Origin of the sequence: Nocardia sp. NPDC088792 (assembly GCF_044750615.1) — a bacterium.
Classification (GTDB): domain Bacteria; phylum Actinomycetota; class Actinomycetes; order Mycobacteriales; family Mycobacteriaceae; genus Nocardia.
Window position 1 is genome coordinate 1,411,776 of the sequence record NZ_JBIVKC010000002.1, and the last position, 20,321, is coordinate 1,432,096.

Below are 20,321 nucleotides of genomic sequence, written 5' to 3' on the forward strand. Positions count from 1 at the left end.
ACGGGGATCAGAGGATGGGGTCGATGAGGACCAGGCGTTTCCACGGCCGCGCGCTGCGGCTGACCGCACTGTCGATCAGTGCACTGACAGCCGCGCTCGCGCTGGCCGCCCCCGTCGGGGCGGAGCCCGAGCCGCCCGCCGCTCCGGCGATCCAACCGGCATCGATACTGCCGCTGCCGCCGGAACTGGATCCGGGCTTCTACCACCCGCCCGCGGATGTGGTGGCGAATACCGCCCCCGGCGGCATCATCGCGGCCCGGCAGGTGAATGTCGCGAACTTCGGGCTGATCCCGCTGAACGTGGACGCCTGGCAGGTGTCGTTCCGATCCAATAACGGCCGCGACGAGGCGATTCCGGCGGTGGCGACGCTGCTGAAGCCGCGGGGCACCGCGCCGGCCCCGCGCAAGCTGCTGTCGGTGCAGATCGCCGAGGATTCGACCGCGGGCTACTGCAGTCCTTCCTATGCGGTGCAACAGTTCTCGGCCTCGGCGCTGGTCGGTCAGATCGTCGCGCCGGCCGAATTCCTGTTCGCGCAGGCCGCCCTGCAGAAGGGCTACGCCGTCGTGATCCCCGATCACGAGGGACCCGACTCGGCGTATGCGGCGGGTCCGCTGGGCGGGCGCATCACGCTCGACGGCATCCGCGCCGCGACCGGCTTCGCGCCGCTCGGGGTGGGCGCGGGCGCACCGGTCGCCATGTACGGGTACTCGGGTGGTTCCATTCCCACCGGGCATGCCGCGGAGCTGCACAAAACCTATGCGCCGGAACTGAATATCGTCGGCGCGGCCATGGGTGGCGTCGGTGCGGATCTGGGTGCGGCGCTGCTGATGGCCAATAATCAGGCGACTTCGGGCCTGGTACTGGGCGCGGTGCTGGGTCTGGCCCGCGAGTACCCGGACTTCAGTGCGCTGCTCGATCAGAAACTCAATCCGCTGGGGCAGTTGCTGCGCACGGTGAAGGGGCCACTGTGCGTGCAGTACCAGTCCGCTTTGCTGCCGTTCCTGAATATCACCGGAATGATCAACTCGCCGAATCCGCTACAGGAACCGGCGGTGCAGGCCATGCTCGACGACACCCGGCTGGGCAAGACCGATCCGGATATGCCGCTGTTCATCTGGCATTCGCGCTGGGACGAGATCCTGCCGCTGCCGTCCACCAATCAGCTGGTGGACACCTATTGCCAGGATCCGAACGCGCAGGTCACCTACACCCGCGACTGGGCCAGTGAGCATGTGATCGGTGAGGTCGTCGGCGGCCCGGCCGGACTCATGTGGCTGTTCGATCGGCTGAACGGGGTTCCGGCGCAACAGGGTTGTTCCACCCAGGATGTGCCGTCCATGCTCGGCACTCCGGGTGAGCTGCAGACGCTCGGGGACACGCTGGGTGAGACCCTGGCATCGTTCTTCGGCAAGCCCATCGGCGCCTAGCCCCCGATGCGAAAACGAGAGCGGCTCCCGGCGATCTACGCCGGGAGCCGCTCTCGTCGGCGGTGTTTCAGCCCTTGATGGTGAAGAAGGCGAGACTGCCGATTCCGGCCACCAGGCAGTAGATGGCGAACGGCGTCAGGGTCTTGGTCTCGAAGTACTTCACCAGGAACCGGACCGAGATATAGGCCAGCACGCCCGCGGCCACGGACCCGGCGAGCGCGGGCCCGAGGATGTCGTGGTTCTCCGGCTTGAGCAGTTCGGGCGTCTTGAGCACGCCGGCGGCGAGGATGACCGGGGTGGCGAGCAGGAACGCGAAGCGCGCCGAATCCTCGTGCTTCATCCCCTTGAACAGGCCGGCCACAATGGTGCTGCCGGAGCGGCTGATGCCGGGGAAAAGCGCTGCGATCTGCGCGGATCCGATGATCAAGGCATCCTTGATGCTGAGCCGCGACAGCCGCACATCCGAGGCGCGGTCATAGTCGAAGTCGACCACGGGCAGTACCACGGTGTCCTGCGCGGACAGGTCGGCGGCGCGGCCGGAGGGGGTGCGCACGAATTCGCGCTTCTCCTCGCGATTGCGCAGCAGTTCGGCCGACAACAGCACGAAACCGTTGAGCGCCAGGAAGATCGAGGTCGGGATCGGGTTGCCGAGGTAGTTGCGGACCGCCTTCTCGAGTATCAGTCCGGCGAGGCCGACGGGAATCGTGGCGAGTACCAGCAGTACACCCAATCGCGCCTCGGGCGTGCGGATCTGACGGGTGGTCACGACCTCCCAGAGGCCGCGCAGAATGCGTACCCAGTCCCGCCAGAAGAAGATGACCAGCGCGAGTGCGGTGGCGACGTGCATCGCCACCAGGAGCGCCAGGTAGGGCGAGTCCTTGGCGGACATGTCGAGGTCCTTGCCCCACTGCCCGCCGATCCAGGCGGGCAACAGGATGCTGTGACCGAGACTGGACACGGGGAACAGCTCGCTCACCCCTTGCAGTGCCCCGACGACGATCGATTCCAGATAGGTGATGGCCATGCGCTTTCCTGTCGAGGGTCGGAGCTTGCTCGATTGGCGAGGCTACTCGATCCGCGGAGGGGGCGCGCACAGGCGGTGGACGGGACAGGCCCGGGGCGCGCAGTATTCAATGCGGCGCACGCATTCCTGCGATCGGCGAATTACGGCTGGACGCAATCCAATTGCGACACGGGATTGACGTGTGCGTGGAATACTTCCGCGATATGCAGTACAGGGGATTCGACAATCCCGCCGCCGATGATGATCCAGAGTTAGCCCAGGCTCGCATCTTCCTGGATGAGTTGGAAAAACATGTCGTCAAGTTGACCCGGCGGTTGCAGACCGCGCCCACCCCCGAAGCCCGGCAGACGATCGGCGCCGAACTCTCCGCGGTGCGGCGTTACGTCGATCGCCTCCATCACAGATTCCCGGGAATCGCCCCCGCCCATCCGTTCCGGGGCAGTCCGCCCGGCGCCTCCGCGCTCTGAAACGGTCCTGATCAGGCCTTCAGCATGCCCCCGACCAGCACCAGCAGGGCCTGCTGTGCCTGCGCCCCGGCCGTTTCCGGGTCCTCGGCGTGCGCGACGATGAGCGCCGCCTCGCTGATCGCGCTGATCAATAATTGCGCCAGCACCGGAATGGCGACATCCGGGATCAATCCGGCGGCCCGGACACTTTCCAGCTGCGCGGTGATGAGCCCGAGGCTGTGCGCGGTCTCGAATTCGCGCCAGGCGCTCCAGCCGAGCACCGCGGGCGCATCGGTCAGCATGATGCGCAGTACGTCGGGGCGGCGGCAGATTTCCATGAACACATTCAGGCCCACCGCCATCACCGTCAGCAGTTCATCGGGATCGACTGCCGCGATGGCGTTTTCGATCTCCGTGGTGATCTCGACCTCGATCTGCTCCAGCACCGCCAGGAACAGGCCGCGCTTGTCGGCGTAATGATGGTGCAGCGCCCCGCGGGTCACCCCGGCGGCGGCGACCAGATCCTCGGCCGAGGTACCGGCGAAACCGCGCTCGGTGAACAGCCGGCGTCCGGCGTCCTCGAGCGCGGTCCGGGTGCTGCGCGAACGATCCTCCTGGCTACGGCGTGGCATGCAGCCGAGTGAACTCCAGGATCGCGCTGGTGAGCAACTCGGGCTGGTCCTCGGACAGGAACGCGTAGGAATCGTCGATGAGCTGCAGCGTGGCATTCGGGAGGTCCGCGGTGAGCCGGCGCGCATTGTCGAGCGCGAAGATCTGGTCCTCGGCGGCCCAGACGATATGGATCGGCAGGTCGATCTCCGCGAAATGCTTCGCCGCCTCCAGCGTGTACTGCCGCTTCAAGGTGAGCAGCACCCGGCGCAGGTCCTTGCGGATGGCGCCCGAACGGCGGGTGGGCAGCAGATAGGAGTCCGCGATCTGCGGCGGGATCGGATGCTTGGCGACCAGGCCGAAGCCGAGGGGCGAACGCTGCAGGGCGCGAATCCGCATGGCGTCGACGATCGGCCGCACGATGCCGGGCACCTTCGCCAGCACGGGCAGCACCGACAAAGGCTTGGGCAGGAAGTCGGCGTAGGAGTCGCAGGAGGTCAGCACCACGCGGCCGATGCGAGCGCGATTGCGCGCCAGCAACACCTGGGTGATCGCGCCGCCGGTGTCATTGGCGACGAGGGTGACGTCCTCGAGATCGAGGCGGTCCAGGAAGGCCGCGATGAGGTCCGCCACGCCGGTGGGCGTCAGATCGGCGGTGGGGACCGGGATTTCGTGGGATCCGAGCGGCAGGTCCGGGGCGATGCAGCGGTATCCGGCGGCGGCTATGCCCGGCACCACCTTTCGCCACAGATCCGCGTTGACGAGCAGGCCGTGCAGGAACACGACCGGCGAACCCTCCCCTGATTCGTAGTACCGGATGCGGCCGCCGGGCAGATCCACCTCGTGTGCGTGGCCGAGTGATGTGCTGATTGCCATCGTGTCTCCCCAATATCGGTGATGTGAGACCACTCTTACATACATACGGTTTGTATGTAAATACTCCGACCCGAAGACCCGCTCGCCGACCGGCGCGAAAGCGTCGGTCGGCGTGGCACAGTGAGTCAGGAGGAGAGTTGCAGTTTCCAGCGCTCGGCCGAGTGCATCAGGTCGAGACCGACCTTGTCCAGGTATTCACTCATGCCGAGGAGACGGGTACCGGCCGGCGTGGCAGGACCCAGGGAGTCCGCGGCGGCCCGAGCCCGTGCGGCCAGTAGTTCATTGGCGTGCGCGGTCGCGAGAGTGGCTCGATACCAGGCGAATTCGTCGATGAAGTAGCGGTCCCGGCGGGTGCCGGGTTCGCGGCCGCGGCGGATGAGTTCCCGGCTCTCCAGGCAGGCGACGGCGGCGGAGACGGTGGCCGGGCTCACCCGCAGGCGGGCAACGAGTTCGGCGGCGGTGACACTGCCGGAGTCGGCGGCATAGAGGTGGGCCAGGACGGCGGCGGCCATGCGGGGCAGGCCGGTCTGGGTGAGGAGGTCCGCGAAATGCACGCCGAACTCGGCGACCTGCTGCGGGGTGCGGCCGTATTCGTCGGCGCCGGAAGGTCTTTCGGGGCGTTTGGGCCGGGATTGGCGGCGGCGGGAGCGCACGGCGGTGGCCGCCTGGGCGAGATCGGCGCGATAGCGTCCCGGCCCGCCGTTGCGGGTGACCTCCCGGCTCACCGTGGAGGTGGGGCGCCCCAGCTGCCGGGCGATCTCCGCGTACCCGAACCCCCGGGCCAGACCCGAGGCGATGAACCGCCGATCCTCCGGCGTGAGTCTTCCTCCCGGCATCAGGCGCATCTCCCTCGTTCACGGCGCGGTCGCGAGGTCGTCACGGTGTGGGCGTGGAATCGCAACCGGCCCACTTATTGCAACACACCACCTGCGCAATTGCATTAGGCTGCACAGTCGTTGCACGGAATAATTACGGATTTACCTGGAAAAATTACTGTTTCGAATACGTTCGCCAATTTCCAGGAATGTGAACGCAACGTAGCGTTCGCCATCATTCGAACGACCGGTCCGGCCGCGCACTATAGTGTCCCGGTGACCAGCCCTGATGCCCGGGAACTCATCCTGCTCGCCGGCGAACGCGCCATCGCCGAACGCGGCCCGGACGTGGCCCTGCGCGATATCGCGGTGGCCGCCGGACAGCGCAACAACTCGGCCGTGCACTACCACTTCGGATCTCGCGACGGGCTCATCGCGGCCATTCTCGAACGCCATCAGCCCGCGCTGGAATCGCAGCGTACCGCCCTGCTCGCCGCGCACGAGGCGAGCGGGCGGCCGGACAGCGTGGCCGCGCTGATCGGAATCCTGGTGCGCCCCATGTTCGATGTGCCCTATGCCGAGGGGTCCACGCATTACGCCCGCTTCCTGGAGCAGGCGCGGGCACATCCCGCCGTCGCCGGGCCCGACCTGCACGAGCAGCGCTGGCACACCACCCGGATACTGATCACGCGGTTGTACCGGGCCATGCCGGAGCTGTCCGCGGCGCTGCGGCGCTACCGGCTGCGGTCCATGAGCACCGTCATGTTCGCACTGCTCGCCGACTACGAGCGCCTCGAGTTCCAGGCCGCCGATGAGCGAATCCAGGTGCAGGACAACATCATTGCCATGCTCATCGGACTGCTCAGCGAGCCGGTCCCGGCCCGGATGGAGGGGCGCCGCAGCGGATAGGCCGGCGGAAACGCCCGCGGCGCGAACCCCGCGCACTACACCCACAGAAATTATGCTGGCGATTTGCTGGTTCGTTGAGCCCTGCGCCCGTCCGGGCCATCGGCGCAGCGGGCGGATTCGGCCGATCCGGCACCAAACCCCGGTCAAGACAGGGCCTTTCGCGAACAAATAGCGCAAATGCACCATTTGTTATGACACGAAGTCTCAGATGTCTGACAATTCGCTGCAATAGCCACGAGTTGGCCGCGCACCGGAGAAACGGTCGCTACCGTTGTGGAGTCGGCACTGGGTGGACACACGCTCTCCGCCGATGCGGTGCGAAGGTCTCGTTCGAGGGGTGGTAGCCCGACGAGGGCGAGACCTTTGCCCCGGCAAGCCGATTCCCGAGCCCGAGGGGACATGTCCGCGACCATCACCATCGCCGCCTCGAGGGTCGTCATCCACGACAACACCACCGCCGAACCGGTCATCATGCAGGTCGATCGCGACATGCTCCGGGAACGCAGCGGACTCGACGAAGACAGCTTCCACCGGCTGTCCCGCACGCCCCTGGTACTCGCCGAGAACGGCGCGGCTGCCGTTGTGGCACAGTTCTTCCGGGCCATCGCCGCCATCCAGCACGAGCATCCGATCGATGCCGCCGCACTCACCGTGCACGCCGTCGACCTGCTCGCCACGGTACTCAGCCTGGCCTCCGGCAAACACGGCCTCGACGGCATCGCCTCGCTGCACGCGCGCGAACGAGTGCTCACCTTCCTGAATCACAACTTCACCGACCCCACCCTCACCGTGGAACGGGTCGCGCGGTCCTGCGCCATCTCGCGAAGCACGCTCTACCGGCTGATGGAAACCGACGGAGGCGTCGGAGCGCTCCTGCGCCGCATGAGAATCGCGCATGCCCGGCGGCTGCTGACCACCGGGCGCACCCGGTCCATCGCGGCCATCGCCGTGGAATGCGGGTTCACCACGGATCGCCAGTTCTACCGCGCCTTCCGGGCCGAGACCGGCCAGACCCCGGGCGAGTACCGCACCACACGGATCGGGTGAGGGGCGCCGGCCCACACCGGAACGGACCGGTCCGAATGGCGAATTGGGTACCTTGTCCGGGTGAACTCAGCCGGGATCATCACGGGGTGCCTCACGACCGCCCTGGCGTGCGCCTTCCTGTCCACACCGGACGCAGCAGCGAATTCTGTTGCTGCACAACAACTTCCGGTATCAGTGCCGAGCATCGAGCAGTGGCGCCCGGACCGGGAGGGCGAGTTCGCACTCCGGGACGGCGCCCGCATCGTCGCCGACGGCGCACTGCGGGAACCCGCCGCACTACTGGCCGAGGACCTCGCCCGGGCGGGCCGGGCGGTCACCGTGACATCCGGTGCGGCGGACGCCGGAGACATCGTGCTCGAGGAAAGCGCCGATGCCCCCTCGCCTGCCGAGTCGTATCGCATCACCAGCGGAGACCGGCTCACCATCACCGCACGCGACACCGCGGGAATCCTGCACGGCACCCAGACCGTCCTGCAATGGCTGCGGCAGACCACCACCCTGCCCGCCGGCACCGCCGAGGACCGGCCCCACTATTCCGAACGCGGGCTCATGCTCGACACGGGCCGCGAATTCCTCCCCGTCGACTGGGTGAAGGCGCGCATTCGCGACGCCGCCTACCTGCGGATGAACCTGGTGCAGTTGCATCTCTCCGATATCCAGGGCTTCCGGCTGGAGAGCCGAACCCACCCGGAGATCACCTCACCGCAGCACTACAGCGCCGCGGAGCTGCGCGAAATCCTGGACTACGCACGGTCCTACGGCATCGAGATCATTCCCGAGATCGATATGCCCGGCCATATGAACGCCATCCTCGCGCAGCATCCGGATCTGGTGCTGCGGCCCGGGCGCACCACACCGCTGGACGCCGTCCAGGACAAGCTGACCGGCGGGAGCAACGACGGCAAGATCGATCTCACCGATCCCGCTGCCTACCAGCTCATCAGCGACATCCTGCACGAGTTCCTGCCGCAATTCCCCGGCCGCTACTGGCATATCGGATGCGACGAATACGTCTCCGACTACTCCCGATATCCGCAACTGGCCGACTATGCCGTGCGCACCTACGGACCCGGGGCAGCGCCCGGCGACGTCATCATCGGCTTCGCCAACTGGGCCGCGGACATCGTCGAATCCTTCGGCAAGACGGCGCGGGTCTGGAACGACGGGTTCGACCATCCCGGCGTGCTGAGCCCGAAACCCGAACTCGTGGTGCAGTACTGGTCCGCCAGTGCGGGCGGGCTACCTTGGCTGCCCGGCGGTCGCACCCCGGCGGACTTCGCCGCGGCCGCCCATCCCCTGCTCAATGCGGCCTTCACGCCCACGTACTTCACCACCGGCGGTCCGTCGGCGGCCCTGAACGCACCACCCGAACTGCTGTGGGCCTGGGATCCGGGGCTCTTCGTCGACGGGCAGCGACTGCCCGAGGCCGATCGTCCCCTGTTGCGCGGTTCCATGTTGTTCCTCTGGTGCGATGATCCGAATGCCTTGTCGCCGGAGCAGATCGTGGCACCCGTTCGCGAGCGGCTGCCGATCATGGCCCAGCAGTTGTGGTCCGGCACCGGCGGCATCTCCTATCCCGACTTCCGGTCGCGGACCGGAACTGTCGGCTGGCCGTAACTCTTCGCTCAGCGATCGGAAACACTTTTCGCTCAGTGGTCAGAAGCGGCGTGCACCCGTCACCGGCATGCGGTCCATCGAGGAGACGGTGACGCCCGTGCCGTAGGTCGACGCGTGGATCACCTTGCCGTCACCGGCATACAGGGCCGAGTGCCCGCCGCCGTAGAACGACACCAGATCGCCGGGCTGCAATTCGTCCAGCGGCACCTCGGTGCCGGCGGCCAGCTGCGAGTAGCTGGTGCGCGGCACGTCGACACCCGCCTGGGCGTAGGACCACTGCACCAGACCCGAGCAGTCGAATCCGTCCGGATTCGTACCACCCGACCGATAGGCCGCGCCGAGCTGGGACTCCGCCGCCTCCAGCGCCCGCGCACCGGCCGACCGCTTCGGCGTGGCCGCCGGCAGCATCTCGGGCAATGCGGCACTGTCGGTGACGCCCGGGATTCCGGTCAGCATCGGCAATCCGGCCGGGATCGCGAAACTACCGAGACCGGCGATCGTCACCGACCGCGATTCCGGGTAGGCGCCCGCCGGAGCGGTATCGGGGGAAACCGCCTGCGCCGGAACGGTGTCGTACGCGGTGACCGGAATCGCTTCCTGATGCACCGACGGCATGACCTCAGGAGTTCCGGCCGGAATCACCCGATCCGGAATGGAAGTCGAGCGGGGGTCGCCCACCTCGCCCACACCGGGAATCGTCACGGGACGGAATTCGAATTCCGCCAGTTCCGCGGGCACGGCGGTGAGATTGTCCGCGGGCACGGGTTCCGGTGTCACCACCGGAATTCCGAGCTGCGCCACGATCTCGTTCGGAATATCGAATTCTCCGATGCCGGGCACACTCACCGGGGCGGCATGGGCCTCACCTGCGGTGAAGAGCAGGGCCGCGCCGACGGCGGCTGCACCCAGCACGCCCGTGGTCACCGCCCGCCAGTTCACGCGGGAGAAGAGCCTGACCTTCTGTCTATCACCGATGCTATCCATGTTGCGGTCGTCCTCCGATCAAGCCGTGAAAGCTATCCGGTTTCCGTCCATCACACTCGAACATTTCGGTATTGCCAGCAGATCCAAGAATGCATAGTTCGCCCGATCAGGGTGCGGCGCAAGGAATGACATGCGTGTTATTCATAACGGAATTGTAAACATCGGTGACTGTGTCCAATTGGACACAAGCGATTTTCGCCGCGCGTGTGAGACTGAGCGGCAGTAAAAGTGCCCTCCCCAATCAACGGAGGATGTCCATGACCAAATCTGTTGCGTCGGCAAATCTTCCCGAACCACTGGTCGTCACCCTGGGGAATCTCAAAGGCGGAGTCGGCAAAACGACCTCGGCCTTCTTCCTCGCCTCGTATTTCACCACCGTGCACGAACTTCGAGTACTCGTCATCGACGCCGACCCGCTCAGCCAGACCGGCTACTCCTGGTACCGGCGGCTGCTCAAGGCGAACGTCACCGTGCCCTTCGAACTCATCGCCTTCCCCTCCCGGCACGTGCACGACTGCATCACCGACAATGCCGGGAAATACGACGTCATCATCGTCGACGCCGGCGGCGAATCCGCCGACATCTTCAAGGCCGCGGTACCGAGCAGCGACGAACTGCTGCTCGTCACCAGCGTCAGCCCCTCCGAGGTCAAACGCGTACCCAGTACCTACCGGGCCGCCGAGGAAGCCGCCGCCGAGAGCGACAAGGCCATCCGCGTGCGCGTACTCATGACCAAGGTGCCGGTCACCATGAAGAACGGCGTCAATGTCTCCACCGAATACCGTTCCCAGCGCGGCAATCTCGAAGACGCCGGATACGACGTGTTCGAGGCCTACGTCAGCGCCTGGAAGTGGTACCGGGAGGCCGCCGACGGCGAAGTCGGCGACGGCGCCGAGAACCCCCTCGAAGACCTCGGCGAATACCGCCAGGTCGGCGAGGAACTCATCCAGCCCTACCTGGACGCCGCACTCGCCCCGCGGATTCCGCTGGAGGTGCCGGCCTGATGCCACCCCAGCGCCGCAAAGGCTCCATCGGCGGGAGCAACCCCCTCCCCCACAATCCCCTCGCCGACGACGCCGAGCACACACCCCCGGTCTCCCCGCTCCGCGATGCCGAATGGCACGGCACCGCAATCGAGGAGCCCGCCCCACCGGCGCCCGCACCGGAACAGATCGCTACGGCTCCCATGAAACCGGAAGTCCCGCAGCCGGATACGGCGGCGGTGGTGCTGGGTATGCCGCTGCCGACCACCGGCGGGGAAGGCCCGCTGAGTCGCAGTGAGCAGGAACAGCTGGATCTGTGCGAATCCGCCGTCGACGCGCTGCGCGTCGCCTTCTGGACGGCGGGACGGGCCTTGCAGATCGTGCGCGACGGCCGCCTCTACCGGGCCGACCACGCCACCTTCGACGACTACGTGGAGAAGCGCTGGGATATGCAGCGGTCCTACGCGCACAAGCTGATCCGCGCCTGGCCGCTCGCCGCCCGGCTGCATCCCTTCGCCTCGTCGATCAACGAGGGGCAGATCCGCGAACTCCTCCCCGTCGCCGCGGCGCACGGGGAGGAAGCGGCCGTCACCGTCTACACCACGCTGGCCGCCGATGCGAAGGTCACCGCGGGCAAGCTGCGGGACGCGATAGCGGTCCTGCCCGCCGCCTACGACGAAGCCGAAGCGGTGGCCCGGCTGCAAGCCTGGCTCCGCGGCGATCTCCCCGAGGACAACCCGCGCGCCGCGGATCTCTTCACCACGGCCGAGTCCCGGCTGACCGCGCTGACCCAGCGAGTCGTCAAGGGCTCCACCGACGATCCCGTCGCGGCCCGCGAATTCGCCGCCAAACTCCGCACTCTCGCGGAACTCATCGAGAACCAGATCCCCACCCGCATCGCCTGATCGATCCGGCCGCGAAACCGGAAGGGGCCCGGCATCCGCCGGGCCCCTTCTTCGTGCCGTGAAATTCCTGTCGATCGAACGTTATTCGCCTACCGCGCGGCGGTCCCTGGTACCCGCGACCCGCTGCCGGGTGGCGCGAGCGGTAGCGGCGTCGAAGAGTTCCAGGTGCTCGAACATGGGATCCTCGTCATCGGGTTCCACCAGGACGGCGCGGCGGAGTTGCGTGCGGGTCTCCACGATGTCGGGGCGCGGACGGTCGTCGTCGCCGGTGTCCTCGTCGGACTCCTCGCGGGAGCGCTGGAGACGCGTGATGCGGCGACGGCGAATGTCCTCCTCGAGCCGAACCTGGCGGCGTAGGTAGGCCAGGTAGGCGACCAGCACGGTGCCGGAGAGCGCACACAGCCACCAGAGGATCGGGGCGATGGCGAGGCCGGCGCCGCCGAGGATCAGGGTGCTGAGGATGCCGCCCAGCACGGCGCGCTGCCGGAAGGAGTAGCGGGCCCTGCGGGCGACGGCGTCGGCCTCGGGGTCGTAGCCGCCGCGACCACGCCGCGAGGGCACGAAATCCTCGTCGCCGGGCAATGATTCGGGCTCGGACTCCGGGTCGCGCAGGGCCGGGACCCGGGCGCGCGCCGGGGCCTCCGGCCGCTTGCGCCGCGGTGCGGCGGTCGCGGCGAGGGGTTCCTCGTCCTCGTCCGCCTCCTCGGCGGGGTCGTCCGTGGTCTCGCGTTCGGCCACGGCCGGTGCGGGATCGGTCTCGGATTCCGCTGTCTCACGCTCGGATTCGCCGGCGGCATCATCCACCGCATCATTGTGGGCCGAATCGGTCTCGGGTTCGGGCACTTCGGTGGTGGTGGCGGTGGTGTCGAAATCCTCGTCGTCCGATCCAGCTGTGGTGCTGTCGTCCGATCTGGTCATCCGATCCTCCGGATCATCGCTGTGGTGATGCTTCCTGCGAACCGGCACGTAGTCCGGGTCGGTGTCGTGTCCGGAGGCCGGACCCTTCTTGCGTCGCTCGGCATCTCCGCGGTGCAGCACCCGGGTGGCCAGCGCGGCGTCCGTGTGCTGGCGGATCCGCGGGTGCCGGTTGGCGAGCATCGGGAAGAGCACGAAGACCCAGAGCACGACCAGGCCGATCCACAAGATCGAATTCGGCATCGCACTCACACCTCCATCCCGACCTGGTCTTGTTCCCTTCACGCCGGCTCGTCGACCACATGTTCTGCTCACGGGCTTACAACCGCGAACATTCCACAGGCTCGACGATGCTATGGACGCACCACCGACGTCCGTAGGCTAATTCCACACCACAGGAATCCCCCGAAGGCGCGCCGACCTCACCCGCCACAGTAGTCACACAAATCCCGTAGCGAACGCCCAGTACGCCAGTACACAGCCAGTTATCAGGCTTTGGCGGCGCGACCTGCACGAATCAGGCGATCCACCACCGTGCCCGAGACCTCTTCCACCGTCATCGCCACCAGCAGATGATCCCGCCACGCGCCATCGACATCAAGATAGCGCTGCAGCAGGCCCTCCTCACGAAACCCCACATTGCGCAGAACCGCTTGACTGGCAAGGTTTTCCGGGCGCACCGTGGCCTCCACCCGATGCAACCCCACCTCGGTGAAGCAGTGATCCAGGCCCAGCGCCAGCGCCGCGGTCGCCACCCCCTGACCGCTCAGCTCCTTCGACACCCAGTAGCCGATCCACGCCGAACGCAACGCGCCCCGCACGATATTGCCCACCGTGAGCTGACCGCTGAACGTCCCGTCCACCTCGATCACCAGCGGAATCATCGCGCCCCGCCGCGCCTCCGCCTTCAACGACGACCACAGCGACGGCCAGTTCCCGGCGTGATTACGCGCCTCCCACGACCCCCGCCCGGTCGGCTCCCACTTCTCCAGATAATCCCGGTCCCGGGTGCGAATCCGGCTCCACGCCGACGCATCCCGCAAACGGATCGGCCGTAACGTCACCGTGCCCGCGGCCACCCGCACCGGGCCCAGATGCGCGGGCCAGCCCGGATGCTGGGCGGCCCGGAAGACATTCATGTCCACGCCTCACCCGCGCTGTGCCAGGAAGGCGACCCGCACCTCGTCACCCGTACGCACCTCGGTGACATCCGGATCGATCACGATGAGACTGTTGGCCTCCGCCATAGTGGCCAGCAGATGCGAAGAAGAACCATTGGGCCCGCCCAGCGGCTGCACCAGATAGTCACCGGTCTGCTCGTCCCGCATGAGTTGCGCGCGCAGATAACCGCGGCGGCCCGGAATCGACGCGATCGGCAGGATGGTGCGCGCTCGCACCATGCGCCGCATGGGATGCCGCCGGCCCAGCGCGATCCGGATCAACGGCCGCACCATCACCTCGAAAACCACCAGTGCGCCAACCGGATTCGACGGCAACAGGAAGGTCGGCACCTCGTCCCGGCCCAGCAGGCCGAAACCCTGCACCGAACCCGGATGCATGCCGACCCGGGTGATCTCCAGCTCGCCGAGACCCTCCAGCGCCTCCCGCACCTGCTCGGACGCCCAGCCGCCCACCGCACCCGCGATCACCACGACCTCGGAGCGAACCAGCTGGCCCTCCACCACATCCCGCAGCCGCTTCGGATCCGCGCTCACGATGCCGACCCGGTTCACATCCGCGCCCGCATCCCGCGCGGCCGCGGCCAGCGAGTAGGAGTTCACGTCGTACACCTGACCCGGCCCCGGCGTGCGATCGATATCGACCAGCTCACCGCCCACCGACAGCACCGACAGCCGCGGCCGCGGATGCACCAGCACCTTGTCCCGGCCCACCGCCGCCAGCAGACCCACCTGCGCCGGGCCGATGATCGTGCCCGCCCGCACCGCCAGATCACCCGGCTGCACATCGTCGCCGATGCGGCGCACGTAATCGCCGGAACGCACCGGCTCGAACACCTTCACCCGCGCGCGGCCGCCATCGGTGTGCTCCAGCGGCAGCACCGCGTCCGCGAGCGTCGGCAACGGGGCGCCCGTGTCCACGCGCACGGTTTGCCTGGGCTGCAAGCGAATCGGCTGCCGGGACCCGGCCGCCACCTCACCCACCACCGGCAGGCTCAGGTCGACCGCGTTCCCTTCCTCGTCGCGAATGTCGGCGCCCGCACCCGAAACATCCACGCTCCGGACGGCATAACCGTCGATCGCGGCCTGGTCGAAACCCGGCAACGGCCGCTCGGTGACGACATCCTCGGCGCACAGCAGTCCCTGGGCCTCCGAAATCGCGACCCGAACCGGCCGCGGCGCCACTGCCGCAGCGGTCACCTTGATCTGCTGATCCTCAACCGAGCGCATTCAGCCCTTCCCTGGTCTCGCGCAGTACTCACCTACGGTGCGGGCTGTTCCGTCACTCGTACGAGGTGAGCTGCGGATTCCAGCCTGGCCCGAGCCGCTGCTCGAGCCACTCGCGCAGGGCGGGGCCGTATTCCTCTCGTTCCAAAGCGAAATCGACCGCAGCACGAAGATAGCCGCCCGGGTTACCGAGATCGTGGCGCGACCCACGATGAACCACCACGTGGACCGGGTGACCCTCCGCGATCAGCAGCGCGATGGCATCGGTCAACTGCAGCTCACCACCCGCGCCCGGGGTGATCCGGCGCAACGCGTCGAAGATGGCGCGGTCCAGCAGATAACGGCCCGCAGCCGCATAGGTGGACGGCGCATCCGCCAGCGACGGCTTCTCCACCATGCCGTTGACCTTCAGCACATCCGCGGACGCGCCCGGCTCCACCTCGACATCGAACACGCCGTACGCGCTCACCTGATCCTTCGGCACATCGATGGCGCACAGCACCGAACCGCCGTAGGTCTCACGCACCTTCGCCATCACCGACAGCACTCCACTGGGCAGCACCAGGTCATCCGGCAACAACACCGCGACCGCGTGCTCGTCCGGGTCCAGCGCCGATTCCGCCTGCGCCACCGCATGACCCAGACCCAGCGGCTCGTCCTGCACCACCGATGTCACATCCAGCAGAGCCGGCGCCTTGCGCACCTTCTCCAGCAGATGGAATTTGCCGCGTTCCGCCAGCGTGCCCTCCAGCACCAGATCCTCGACGAAATGCGCGACCACACCGTCTTTTCCGGGCGAGGTCACGATCACCAGCCGAGTGGCGCCCGAATCGGCGGCCTCGGCGGCCACCAACTCGATACCGGGGGTGTCCACGACCGGCAGCAGCTCCTTGGGCACCGTCTTGGTCGCCGGCAGGAATCTCGTACCGAGTCCCGCCGCGGGCACGACCGCGGTGCGGAAGCACGATTCGGCTCCCACGCCATTTGCTGTCATGAATTCACCCTATCCATCCGTCTATTGCACGAGAGCGGCCCGCACGACCGCCCCGATATCCACGAGAGCCTAAGGGCAACTCTCGATCCACTCAGGGGTAAACCCCTGAAACCCTAGGAAGACCGGGTGAGCTGAATACCGTCAGCTAACGGAAACGCGGCACCGCGCTGTGCCTGCACAACTACACAACACTGTGGGGTCGTTTCCCGACACGCTCGCGCGCAAACCTTTTACCGGCAATGACGCCCGTCACGCCCCCGGGGTTGTTCAACTGGAGTTCGCCGTGTCGTGGCGCTCGCAGCACCTGACGGCGCTTAGCTGGGGCTATGAGCGACCGTGAGGATTCCCACAGCAACGATCCGGCCCCCGCCACCCCGGCACCCGAGAAAAGTGGCGTGAGCCGGCGCGGACTGTTCGGTGTGTCCGCCGCCACCGCGCTCGCCGGACTCGCCGTCGGCGCGGGCGGCGCGGTCGCACTGCGCGGCAGCACCTCCTCCAGCGCCGCGGCCTGGCCCCGCTCGGCGGAACTCGTCACCACCCTGGATCGGGCTGGGGCGCCGCGGGTTTCGGGCGTACACCTGCAATTCGGGGCGGACCCCACCAGCGAAGTGGTCGTCACCTGGCACACCGTCGGATCCGTCACCAAGCCCGTCGTGCGCTACGGCACCGCCACCGACGGCTTCGGCAAGACCGCGCAGGCCGAGACCCGCACCTACCGGGACGCCAAGTCCAGCATCGAGATTCAGGTCCACCACGCCCGGCTCACCGGCCTGACCCCCGACACCGACTACGTGTACGCCGCCGGGCACGACGGCGCGCCACCGGAACTCGGCACCCTCCGCACCGCACCCGGCGGGCGCGCGAAATTCCGGTTCACCAGCTTCGGCGACCAGGGCACCCCCACCCTCGGCAAAATGGTGAACGGGCAGGCCCTCAACGACAATCTCGGCTCGCAATACGCCGGCGACGTCACGGCGGCCGTCGAATCCCTCGCGCCGCTGTTCAACCTCGTCAACGGCGACCTCTGCTACGCCAACCTGTCCACCGACCGCGTCCGCACCTGGAACGACTGGTGGGCCAACAACTCTCGCTCGGCCCGCTACCGGCCCTGGATGCCCGCACCCGGCAATCACGAGAACGAACTCGGCAACGGGCCCATCGGATATCAGGCCTTCCAAACGTATTTCACCGTGCCCGACTCCGGCAGCGAGGACCTCGCCAAGGGCCTCTGGTACGCCTTCACCGTCGGCGGCGTGCGCGTGCTCGCCGTCGCCAACGACGACATCTGCTACCAGGACGCCGGCAACAGCTACGTGAAGGGTTACTCCGGCGGGGCGCAGAAACGCTGGCTGGAAAGCGAATTGGCCAAGGCGCGCGGCGACAAAGGGATCGACTGGATCGTGGTGTTCATGCACCAGACCGCCATTTCCTCCGCCGACAAGTTCAACGGCGCCGATCTCGGCATCCGGCAGGAATGGCTGCCACTGTTCGACAAATACCAGGTCGATCTGGTGTTGTGCGGGCACGAACACCATTACGAGCGTTCGCATCCGGTACGCGGGGTGGTCGGCGGCTCGGCGACGCTCACGCCGAATCCGGTGGACACTCGCACCGATGTGGTCGACACCAGCAAGGGGACGGTGCATCTCGTCATCGGCGGCGGCGGGACCTCGGCGCCGTCCAATCAGCTGTTCTTTCCCGGGAATCACTGCCGCGTGATCACCGAGGTCGGCCCGGCCGACCCGGCAACGGGGAAGAAGGCGCCGGTCTACGTGCTGGAGGACGCGCCCTGGTCCGCGTTCAAGGACGCCGAACACGCGTACGGCTTCTGCGCTTTCGATGTCGACCCCGGGCAGCCCGGTGGGAATACCACCATCACCGGCACCTATTGGGCGCTCGAAGGACCCACCAGCGAGCTGAAGGCCGTCGACAAGTTCACCCTTACCCGACCGCGGTCGGACAAATAACAACTCCCGGAACTCGCCTATCGTGAGCGCATGAACGACGGCGAGCGGACCAAGCAGGGGTGGCGGGCGGAGATCCTCGCCCGCCGCAAGGCCCTGCCCGAGGACGTCCGCGAGCAGGAGGCGGCCGCGCTCGCCGAAGGGGTCACGCAGCTCGGGGCGGCCACCTGGGTGTGCGCGTACGTGCCCGTCGGGCGGGAGCCCGGGTCGGTCGCCATGCTCGACGCGTTGCGCGCCACCGGGTCGCGGGTCCTGCTGCCGCTCACCGGGGAACCGGGGCCGCTGACGTGGGGCGAATACCTGGGGCCGAATCGGTTGCGGCGCGGGCGGTTCGGGCTGCGCGAACCCGACGGGGAACCGCTGCGCTACGCCCTCGAACGGGCCGAGATCCTGCTGATCCCGGCGCTGGCGGTCGATCGGAGCGGCGTGCGATTGGGGCGCGGCGCGGGTTATTACGACCGGAGTCTGGGAGGATGCCGGACCGATGCGCGATTGACAGCCGTCGTGCGGGACGATGAACTCGTGGACCATTTGCCGGAGGAGCCGCACGACCACCGAATGGGGTGGGCGCTGACGCCCTTCGGCGGCTGGCAGCGGCTGGGCGAACGCGCCGGGAATTGACACCCGATTGGCAGCGTTGGCACTGCCAGCTGTAGAGTGCCAAACCGACGAAGAGCGTGGAGGGTTACCGATGCCTACTTACTCGTATGCATGCACCGAGTGCGACAACAAGTTCGACATCGTGCAGTCTTTCTCCGATGACGCACTGACCACCTGCCCCGAATGCTCGGGCAAGCTGCGCAAGCTCTTCAACTCGGTCGGCATCGTCTTCAAGGGCAGCGGCTTCTACCGCACCGACAGCCGCAACGGGTCCACCTCCTCGGAGCCGGCCAAGTCCGGATCGTCCGCCTCGGAGAGCAGCTCCACCTCGTCCGCGAGCAGCAGCTCGGCCACGCCGGCCGCTGCCACCACGCCGAGCACCTCGAGCACCTCCGCCGCCTGACGCAGCCCCTTCGGCGCGAACGGGGTAAGGCGGGGGCATTGCCCCCGAAACCCCAGGTCGGCGAAGTTATCCACAGCTTCTTCGTTATCCACAGCCAGGCCTTTTCCGGGGTCGGGACATGTGTGGCCGGCCTTAGGCTGCCGACATGGACCGACTCCGTACTCGTTTCGAGGTGCTCGCCGGATCGCGGCCGTCCTGGGCGGACGGCGTACTGATCCGACGGGTGCTCGCGGCGGTCCTGGTGGTGATCGCGGGGGCACTGGCCCTGCGGGCGGACCCGGCGGCCGGCCATACGGCGGTGCTGGTGGCGGCCCGGGATCTGGGGCCGGGACACGTGATCGGGGACGGGGATCTGCGTCGCGCACCCCGGGAAACCGCCTCATTGCCCGCTGGAGCGATCCGGGAGGGCGATCCCTTGCGCGGAGCCACCTTGACGGGAGCGGTCGCGCAGGGTGAGATTCTGACCGAGTTGCGAGTGGTGGGCCCGCGGCTGGCCGCCGTGGCCGCGCATGTACCGGATGCCCGGATCGTCCCGATCCGATTGGCGGACAACGCCGTTGCCGACATCCTGCGCGCCGGGGACCGAGTCGACGTGGTGGCCGGCGAGGAATCCGGTGCCGGCGGGCGGCCCGCCCGGCTGCTGGCCTCGGACGCGGCGGTCGTCCTGGTGTCCGGCGCGGACGGCCCGCGCGGCAAAGGCGATCGAGTGGTGCTGGTGGCCTTGGATTCCCGGCGCGCCACCGCCGTCGCGGCCGCGTCGCTACGCACCGCCCTCACCGTGGTGTTCCATTGAGGCACCGGTCACGCCGCCCTGCGTCACCGGTCGCCTTGCACGATCACAGCAGGTGAGTGAACTAGCATCGCGCATACCGCACAACTTCATGATCCGCCCACGGACCGAGCCGTCCGACTCGCTTTCCGGCCGCCCCCGCGGTCAAGACGCAGAGGAGTTTTCGGCAATGCTCAAGGGTTTCAAGGATTTCCTGCTTCGCGGCAATGTGGTCGATCTGGCCGTCGCCGTCGTCATGGGTACCGCATTCGTCGCCATTGTCACGGCATTCAGCGATGGCATCATCACCCCGCTATTGGCGCTGTTCGGCGGCACCAACAAACTCGGGCTCGGATTCCAGATGGTGGACGACAAACCCGCGACCTTCGTCGCCATCGGTCCCATCATCACCGCCGCGATCAACTTCGTGATCATTGCCGCGCTGTTGTACTTCGTGCTCGTACTGCCGACCACCAAGGCCAGGCAGCGGTTCGGCAAGGCGCCGGCCGCCGCCACCGAAGTCGAACTGCTGCAGGAGATCCGGGACCTGCTCGCCGAGGACCGTGGCGCCAGCCCCGGCGGTAAGCACGAAATCTGATGGCGGGCCCGGGCATCGGCTGATCGGCGCA

Annotated in this window: 21 protein-coding genes; 12 read left to right on the forward strand and 9 right to left on the reverse strand. The window is 67.5% G+C overall.

Annotation, left to right across the window (positions count from 1 at the left end):
* Window positions 1-23 precede the first annotated feature (23 nt).
* Complete coding sequence (locus tag ACIP5Y_RS15765; RefSeq protein WP_400350727.1) at window positions 24-1,427, forward strand: lipase family protein; 1,404 nt, start codon at window positions 24-26, stop codon at window positions 1,425-1,427.
* 67 nt (window positions 1,428-1,494) lie between these two features.
* On the opposite strand, the gene ACIP5Y_RS15770 is transcribed toward ACIP5Y_RS15765, so the two are convergent.
* Window positions 1,495-2,451, reverse strand: a complete 957-nt coding sequence (locus ACIP5Y_RS15770) for an undecaprenyl-diphosphate phosphatase (protein WP_400350728.1) — start codon at window positions 2,449-2,451, stop codon at window positions 1,495-1,497.
* Window positions 2,452-2,654: 203 nt separating this feature from the next.
* On the opposite strand from ACIP5Y_RS15770, the gene ACIP5Y_RS15775 reads away from it, so the two are divergent.
* Entirely contained in the window at window positions 2,655-2,918 is a 264-nt protein-coding gene (locus tag ACIP5Y_RS15775) for a hypothetical protein (protein WP_400350730.1), read from the forward strand.
* Between the two features lie 11 nt (window positions 2,919-2,929).
* Here the strand turns inward: ACIP5Y_RS15775 and ACIP5Y_RS15780 are convergent, their stop codons facing one another.
* The 3 genes from ACIP5Y_RS15780 to ACIP5Y_RS15790 all read right to left on the reverse strand — a co-directional run bounded on the left by ACIP5Y_RS15780 (window position 2,930) and on the right by ACIP5Y_RS15790 (window position 5,218).
* Window positions 2,930-3,529, reverse strand: coding sequence for a TetR/AcrR family transcriptional regulator (locus ACIP5Y_RS15780; RefSeq protein WP_400350731.1), 600 nt, complete (start codon window positions 3,527-3,529; stop codon window positions 2,930-2,932).
* Window positions 3,516-4,382, reverse strand: a complete 867-nt coding sequence (locus tag ACIP5Y_RS15785; RefSeq protein WP_400350733.1) for an alpha/beta fold hydrolase — start codon at window positions 4,380-4,382, stop codon at window positions 3,516-3,518. The genes ACIP5Y_RS15780 and ACIP5Y_RS15785 overlap by 14 nt, the downstream gene beginning before the upstream one ends.
* 125 nt (window positions 4,383-4,507) lie before the next feature.
* On the reverse strand, window positions 4,508-5,218 hold the full coding sequence (locus ACIP5Y_RS15790) for a MarR family transcriptional regulator (RefSeq protein ID WP_400350735.1): 711 nt from the start codon (window positions 5,216-5,218) through the stop codon (window positions 4,508-4,510).
* 255 nt (window positions 5,219-5,473) lie between these two features.
* Between ACIP5Y_RS15790 and ACIP5Y_RS15795 the strand changes: the two genes are divergently transcribed.
* From ACIP5Y_RS15795 to ACIP5Y_RS15805, 3 genes are all read left to right on the forward strand, one after another.
* A complete protein-coding gene (locus ACIP5Y_RS15795; RefSeq protein ID WP_400350737.1) occupies window positions 5,474-6,106 on the forward strand; it encodes a TetR family transcriptional regulator in 633 nt (210 codons plus the stop codon).
* Window positions 6,107-6,505: 399 nt separating this feature from the next.
* Window positions 6,506-7,153 (forward strand): helix-turn-helix transcriptional regulator, encoded by a 648-nt coding sequence (locus tag ACIP5Y_RS15800; RefSeq protein WP_400350738.1) that lies wholly within the window; start codon window positions 6,506-6,508, stop codon window positions 7,151-7,153.
* 60 nt (window positions 7,154-7,213) lie between these two features.
* The gene (locus ACIP5Y_RS15805) at window positions 7,214-8,770 is read left to right on the forward strand and encodes a family 20 glycosylhydrolase (RefSeq protein WP_400350739.1); all 1,557 of its coding nucleotides are present in this window, start codon (window positions 7,214-7,216) and stop codon (window positions 8,768-8,770) included.
* 39 nt (window positions 8,771-8,809) lie between these two features.
* Here ACIP5Y_RS15805 and ACIP5Y_RS15810 read toward each other — a convergent pair whose 3' ends face one another.
* Window positions 8,810-9,754, reverse strand: coding sequence for a C40 family peptidase (locus ACIP5Y_RS15810; RefSeq protein ID WP_400350741.1), 945 nt, complete (start codon window positions 9,752-9,754; stop codon window positions 8,810-8,812).
* Between the two features lie 257 nt (window positions 9,755-10,011).
* Between ACIP5Y_RS15810 and ACIP5Y_RS15815 the strand changes: the two genes are divergently transcribed.
* Window positions 10,012-10,758, forward strand: a complete 747-nt coding sequence (locus tag ACIP5Y_RS15815; protein ID WP_400350743.1) for a ParA family protein — start codon at window positions 10,012-10,014, stop codon at window positions 10,756-10,758.
* Window positions 10,758-11,642 carry a hypothetical protein gene (locus ACIP5Y_RS15820; RefSeq protein ID WP_400350745.1) on the forward strand — a complete coding sequence of 295 codons (885 nt, stop codon included), beginning with the start codon at window positions 10,758-10,760 and terminating at the stop codon, window positions 11,640-11,642. Before ACIP5Y_RS15815 ends, ACIP5Y_RS15820 begins: the two co-directional genes overlap by 1 nt.
* Before the next feature lie 81 nt (window positions 11,643-11,723).
* On the opposite strand, the gene glpR is transcribed toward ACIP5Y_RS15820, so the two are convergent.
* The 4 genes from glpR to ACIP5Y_RS15840 all read right to left on the reverse strand — a co-directional run bounded on the left by glpR (window position 11,724) and on the right by ACIP5Y_RS15840 (window position 15,956).
* A complete protein-coding gene (glpR, locus tag ACIP5Y_RS15825) occupies window positions 11,724-12,800 on the reverse strand; it encodes a gephyrin-like molybdotransferase receptor GlpR (protein ID WP_400350746.1) in 1,077 nt (358 codons plus the stop codon).
* 245 nt (window positions 12,801-13,045) lie between these two features.
* The gene (locus tag ACIP5Y_RS15830) at window positions 13,046-13,696 is read right to left on the reverse strand and encodes a GNAT family N-acetyltransferase (RefSeq protein WP_397000391.1); all 651 of its coding nucleotides are present in this window, start codon (window positions 13,694-13,696) and stop codon (window positions 13,046-13,048) included.
* Between the two features lie 9 nt (window positions 13,697-13,705).
* A complete protein-coding gene (gene glp, locus ACIP5Y_RS15835) occupies window positions 13,706-14,965 on the reverse strand; it encodes a gephyrin-like molybdotransferase Glp (protein WP_400350748.1) in 1,260 nt (419 codons plus the stop codon).
* 52 nt (window positions 14,966-15,017) lie between these two features.
* Window positions 15,018-15,956, reverse strand: coding sequence for a UTP--glucose-1-phosphate uridylyltransferase (locus ACIP5Y_RS15840; RefSeq protein ID WP_400350750.1), 939 nt, complete (start codon window positions 15,954-15,956; stop codon window positions 15,018-15,020).
* 326 nt (window positions 15,957-16,282) lie between these two features.
* On the opposite strand from ACIP5Y_RS15840, the gene ACIP5Y_RS15845 reads away from it, so the two are divergent.
* The 5 genes from ACIP5Y_RS15845 to mscL all read left to right on the forward strand — a co-directional run bounded on the left by ACIP5Y_RS15845 (window position 16,283) and on the right by mscL (window position 20,290).
* The gene (locus tag ACIP5Y_RS15845) at window positions 16,283-17,923 is read left to right on the forward strand and encodes a purple acid phosphatase family protein (RefSeq protein WP_400350752.1); all 1,641 of its coding nucleotides are present in this window, start codon (window positions 16,283-16,285) and stop codon (window positions 17,921-17,923) included.
* Between the two features lie 30 nt (window positions 17,924-17,953).
* Window positions 17,954-18,541, forward strand: coding sequence for a 5-formyltetrahydrofolate cyclo-ligase (locus ACIP5Y_RS15850; RefSeq protein WP_400350753.1), 588 nt, complete (start codon window positions 17,954-17,956; stop codon window positions 18,539-18,541).
* A gap of 70 nt (window positions 18,542-18,611) precedes the next feature.
* Window positions 18,612-18,923, forward strand: coding sequence for an FmdB family zinc ribbon protein (locus ACIP5Y_RS15855; RefSeq protein WP_400350755.1), 312 nt, complete (start codon window positions 18,612-18,614; stop codon window positions 18,921-18,923).
* Between the two features lie 145 nt (window positions 18,924-19,068).
* The gene (locus tag ACIP5Y_RS15860; protein ID WP_400350757.1) at window positions 19,069-19,716 is read left to right on the forward strand and encodes an SAF domain-containing protein; all 648 of its coding nucleotides are present in this window, start codon (window positions 19,069-19,071) and stop codon (window positions 19,714-19,716) included.
* A gap of 166 nt (window positions 19,717-19,882) precedes the next feature.
* The gene (gene mscL, locus ACIP5Y_RS15865; RefSeq protein WP_400350759.1) at window positions 19,883-20,290 is read left to right on the forward strand and encodes a large conductance mechanosensitive channel protein MscL; all 408 of its coding nucleotides are present in this window, start codon (window positions 19,883-19,885) and stop codon (window positions 20,288-20,290) included.
* Window positions 20,291-20,321 lie beyond the last annotated feature (31 nt).

What these genes read in the sequence shown, in the direction of transcription:
- ACIP5Y_RS15765 (WP_400350727.1), top strand. Translation starts at nt 24, where the DNA reads ATGAGGACCAGGCGTTTCCACGGCCGCGCGCTGCGGCTGACCGCACTG.
- ACIP5Y_RS15770 (WP_400350728.1), bottom strand. Translation starts at nt 2,451, where the DNA reads ATGGCCATCACCTATCTGGAATCGATCGTCGTCGGGGCACTGCAAGGG.
- ACIP5Y_RS15775 (WP_400350730.1), top strand. Translation starts at nt 2,655, where the DNA reads ATGCAGTACAGGGGATTCGACAATCCCGCCGCCGATGATGATCCAGAG.
- ACIP5Y_RS15780 (WP_400350731.1), bottom strand. Translation starts at nt 3,529, where the DNA reads ATGCCACGCCGTAGCCAGGAGGATCGTTCGCGCAGCACCCGGACCGCG.
- ACIP5Y_RS15785 (WP_400350733.1), bottom strand. Translation starts at nt 4,382, where the DNA reads ATGGCAATCAGCACATCACTCGGCCACGCACACGAGGTGGATCTGCCC.
- ACIP5Y_RS15790 (WP_400350735.1), bottom strand. Translation starts at nt 5,218, where the DNA reads ATGCCGGGAGGAAGACTCACGCCGGAGGATCGGCGGTTCATCGCCTCG.
- ACIP5Y_RS15800 (WP_400350738.1), top strand. Translation starts at nt 6,506, where the DNA reads ATGTCCGCGACCATCACCATCGCCGCCTCGAGGGTCGTCATCCACGAC.
- ACIP5Y_RS15810 (WP_400350741.1), bottom strand. Translation starts at nt 9,754, where the DNA reads ATGGATAGCATCGGTGATAGACAGAAGGTCAGGCTCTTCTCCCGCGTG.
- ACIP5Y_RS15815 (WP_400350743.1), top strand. Translation starts at nt 10,012, where the DNA reads ATGACCAAATCTGTTGCGTCGGCAAATCTTCCCGAACCACTGGTCGTC.
- ACIP5Y_RS15820 (WP_400350745.1), top strand. Translation starts at nt 10,758, where the DNA reads ATGCCACCCCAGCGCCGCAAAGGCTCCATCGGCGGGAGCAACCCCCTC.
- glpR (WP_400350746.1), bottom strand. Translation starts at nt 12,800, where the DNA reads ATGCCGAATTCGATCTTGTGGATCGGCCTGGTCGTGCTCTGGGTCTTC.
- ACIP5Y_RS15830 (WP_397000391.1), bottom strand. Translation starts at nt 13,696, where the DNA reads ATGAATGTCTTCCGGGCCGCCCAGCATCCGGGCTGGCCCGCGCATCTG.
- glp (WP_400350748.1), bottom strand. Translation starts at nt 14,965, where the DNA reads ATGCGCTCGGTTGAGGATCAGCAGATCAAGGTGACCGCTGCGGCAGTG.
- ACIP5Y_RS15840 (WP_400350750.1), bottom strand. Translation starts at nt 15,956, where the DNA reads ATGACAGCAAATGGCGTGGGAGCCGAATCGTGCTTCCGCACCGCGGTC.
- ACIP5Y_RS15845 (WP_400350752.1), top strand. Translation starts at nt 16,283, where the DNA reads ATGAGCGACCGTGAGGATTCCCACAGCAACGATCCGGCCCCCGCCACC.
- ACIP5Y_RS15850 (WP_400350753.1), top strand. Translation starts at nt 17,954, where the DNA reads ATGAACGACGGCGAGCGGACCAAGCAGGGGTGGCGGGCGGAGATCCTC.
- ACIP5Y_RS15855 (WP_400350755.1), top strand. Translation starts at nt 18,612, where the DNA reads ATGCCTACTTACTCGTATGCATGCACCGAGTGCGACAACAAGTTCGAC.
- ACIP5Y_RS15860 (WP_400350757.1), top strand. Translation starts at nt 19,069, where the DNA reads ATGGACCGACTCCGTACTCGTTTCGAGGTGCTCGCCGGATCGCGGCCG.
- mscL (WP_400350759.1), top strand. Translation starts at nt 19,883, where the DNA reads ATGCTCAAGGGTTTCAAGGATTTCCTGCTTCGCGGCAATGTGGTCGAT.